At 40.8% G+C, this 3,191-nt stretch carries 7 protein-coding genes; all 7 read right to left on the bottom strand.

Annotated elements, in window-relative coordinates; translation table 11 throughout:
- Positions 1–109: 109 nt before the first annotated feature.
- Positions 110–268: a hypothetical protein gene (locus ACOVQ4_RS20445; RefSeq protein WP_421822459.1), complete on the bottom strand. Its 159-nt coding sequence runs from the start codon at positions 266–268 to the stop codon at positions 110–112.
- 403 nt (positions 269–671) lie between these two features.
- Entirely contained in the window at positions 672–953 is a 282-nt protein-coding gene (locus ACOVQ4_RS20440) for a hypothetical protein (protein ID WP_421822458.1), read from the bottom strand.
- The gene (locus ACOVQ4_RS20435; RefSeq protein WP_421822457.1) at positions 950–1,114 is read right to left on the bottom strand and encodes a hypothetical protein; all 165 of its coding nucleotides are present in this window, start codon (positions 1,112–1,114) and stop codon (positions 950–952) included. Before ACOVQ4_RS20435 ends, ACOVQ4_RS20440 begins: the two co-directional genes overlap by 4 nt.
- A complete protein-coding gene (locus ACOVQ4_RS20430; protein ID WP_421822456.1) occupies positions 1,111–1,305 on the bottom strand; it encodes a hypothetical protein in 195 nt (64 codons plus the stop codon). The genes ACOVQ4_RS20435 and ACOVQ4_RS20430 overlap by 4 nt, the downstream gene beginning before the upstream one ends.
- Positions 1,306–1,734: 429 nt before the next feature.
- Positions 1,735–2,130, bottom strand: a complete 396-nt coding sequence (locus ACOVQ4_RS20425; protein WP_421822455.1) for a hypothetical protein — start codon at positions 2,128–2,130, stop codon at positions 1,735–1,737.
- Between the two features lie 111 nt (positions 2,131–2,241).
- Positions 2,242–2,682, bottom strand: a complete 441-nt coding sequence (locus ACOVQ4_RS20420; protein ID WP_421822454.1) for a DUF4494 family protein — start codon at positions 2,680–2,682, stop codon at positions 2,242–2,244.
- Positions 2,683–2,906: 224 nt separating this feature from the next.
- The coding region (locus ACOVQ4_RS20415; protein ID WP_421822453.1) for a hypothetical protein at positions 2,907–3,191 on the bottom strand (285 nt) is incomplete at its 5' end.

Genomic DNA, 3,191 nt, shown 5'->3' with positions numbered 1-3,191 from the left:
GGAGGCTTAATATTGGTTTTGGGGTCTCTAAACATGGGTTGGACAAAACACCCCCAATTTTGGACAGGTTTTTGCCAAAATTGGACGGGTTTCTTTAATTTCTGGACAACTATATGGTTTTGTTTCTTCTCAGGAGCTGACGAAAGGCGTCAGATTTGATATGCCCGTCGTTGATGTTATGCTTTTTGTGAAATAGCGTAGCGGCGCTATTCTCGGAGGGCAAATAATCCATTCGCCCGCGCATCCATGCCAGGGCGTAGACGTCCATGAGCATGTCAAAAAATTTGGATAGGAGAAATAGGCGCTCATCCGTAATGAACTCAGGGGGAATCTTGAACGAGAGCTCTAGTATAATTTCGTTTTCTGGAAAAGGTGGAAGGTCCTCGAGACTAACGTCTTTGGGAACAAACTCGAAGTCGGATGGGAGTTCTGGCGGGTTGTGTGCAAAAACCGTCGTAACCAAAGTGCCCATTCTGCTATTCTTTCGAATATGACATGGCTCTTTGCCCAGAATGCTAGGATTCTTTGTGAAGAAGTCTTTTACTTCAGGTTTAACAGGCACTATCAATTTCATATTAAGTTGTTTTTTTGTAATTTCGAGTTCCTGCTTAGAAATCACATCAACAACCAAAGGAAGCGAGTTTGCCGCTCGCTTCCCAAAGGTGCAAATTTTACTCCTGACTTAATGGTACGGTAATTTCATGACTAACCAAGTTGTCTTTGTTCATTCTCAAAAAGCCTACTATGATGTCACACTCTTCCTCAAGTTTCTGATATTCCAATTCTTTTACTCGTTGGTTTTCCTCAAACTTTGCTTTTCTTTCTGAATCCATTTTGTCACCTACCAGACCCATGAATAGGGATTCGCCTATAGACGAACTAAATTTTGATGAACTAGGAAGTTCTTTTACTGCCTTTAAAAGGGTGTTGAATTGACTTTCGGTAAGTTTCATTTTTTGTTGGGGTTATTGGGGTTTAACATACACTCTACTGAAAAAATATAAATAGCTAGTCCTGCCAGTAAGAAAGCTCCGACCCACTCAGCCACAATTCCTGTAATCAAAGCCAGCACTGAGAGGTATATGGATAACAAATGCTTATGAATCGTTTTCATAGGATAAATTTGCTATTGACACAAAAGGTCTCTTTCTGTTCGTTGGAAGGGCGTTCTCGCTTAAAGTCCATCCAGTAAGAGCCATCTCGTTGAGGTTGACCCGTACTGAGTAAGGTTACGTTTTTCTCGACATGAGTTAGTTTTTTGCCAACCCTGATTCGTAGGGTTGAGTAGGTTTCGCCTTTTGTCATGAGTTTAGATTTTTGTGCCTCATGCCTATGTGAGCACGAAGCGATTGAATCCCCTTATCGGTTTTGAAATCGCAGTGGGGGCACTGCATGATTGAATCGTTTTTTGGTGGTGTTGACTCTTTTGAATCGTTTTCCCTTGGGTCTTTTAGCCACGGGAGCGGGTCGATTCTTAGGCTTCTACAACGTGAAATAATAGTCTGTAGAGCGTCAAATTTGACTAGCCTATCGGTTGTAGTGTGGAGCTTCACTTGAGCTTTCTCTAAGTGCTTTCTCTCTATCTCCTCAAATCTTGTCATAGCAATAGAAAACTAATGAACCCCAAACAATTATGGTTAGGAGAATAAGGAGCCTCCATACCCACGCACGAAATTTGGTATCTGTCATTGTGATTTGAAGTTTAGCTCCCTCTCTCGAGGGAGCTGTGATTTGTTATTTTAAATCAATTTTTCTGATATCTCTTGGGAATAACCAGAATGCCTCCTTTATCTTACCTCTTAGTCCTCCTACAAATTCAAACTTTACTTCTTTGTCGAAACTTAAGATTACTTCTTGGTGTCCCGAAACCTTAGCCATTTCTATGATATTTAGTATAGATTGTGACTCAATCAACTGTGAGGCTATTTTAAATTGTACATCCTCATCGAGTACTATTTTGTGAAGATTATGTCCCCAACCAACTCCGTGGCATTGCTCGCACTTGTAAGGATTAGGTAGCATCGAAAACACCCCTGCACCTTCACAATTAGGGCAATAAATTCTTTCATTTGTAAATCTTACACCTTCGATTAGTCTTTCAAGTTCTGAAATTGTGAATTGCTTTTTCATCTTCGTTTTTTTGTTTTAAGTAATTGAAAACCAGTTAGTTAATTGTTTTAACTGATACGAAGATAGGCAATGATTACAGGTAGGCAAAACAGTGAAACTTTTATTTTTAGGCTATTTTTCTATTTTTTCGCTATCCTCATAAGCCAAAATTCGGACAATTGGACTCTGATTGATATCCGTGATTTTGTAGTCATTTAAGGCTCCTAATTTCTGTTTGAGTAGCACGTAAGCGTCGCCAGGGTTTTCGGCATTTATCAGCATGGTATGAGGGATATAGACCTCTTTTTGTGTACGCTCGTTGAAGCTGATATACAGTACTCGCATTTTGAAAAATAGCCCGTCGTTACCTTCCATGAATACTTCAGAGAGCTTGATCTTCGAAACGCCTTCTACCTTAAGGTGGGGGATATCGCCCTGAAGCTTTCTGATTAATTGCGCTTCGGCGTCTGTAAAGGATACAGCGTCTACCAAGTAAACTTCTTTATTTATTCTCTGAATGTTCTGTTCATCCAGTGTAGGGTGGCTTATTTTGCCTAAGAACCATGTTGCCATATTGGGGTGGGGTTATCTTGAAAGTCCAAAAAAATTGATGGCAAATTTTGTAGCCTCTACGGGGGCTTTTCTAGTGCCATTTTTCATGTTTCGGAAATGTGAATCGGATTCACAATCTGCCAAACATTTGAATTGTTCACGAAAGCTCTTTTTCTGAGTTCGATTGAGCTTTGCGTAATGGAGTCGCCATAGTTGACTCGAAATCTTCATTAACTCGGTGTCTGTCATAGGATTTGTTGCCCGTAGACGGTGTAATACCATAGTCCTCGCTCAAAACTCACTAGCTTATATTCGGGCTTTAGTTGTTTGCTACTCCGGGTGTCGAAAATGGCAGCGCTTTTTACCTTGTGAGCCATTTTGGTGAAAAAGTCCCAAGCTCGAAATTCCTCGGTCAAAATCTGAATGTTTCCTCGCTTCCAAGTCGGACAGTTGGCCGAAAACTCGTTGGTCCAGTATAGGCGCTTATTGCCGTCCTGAAACTCTACAATTAGCGCACATGAGCTCATTTC

The organism is Flectobacillus sp., from assembly GCF_049240685.1.
Classification (GTDB): Bacteria; Bacteroidota; Bacteroidia; order Cytophagales; family Spirosomataceae; genus Flectobacillus.
The sequence above is the reverse complement of the archived record's forward strand: the minus strand, read 5'-3'. Positions and strand labels throughout refer to the sequence as shown.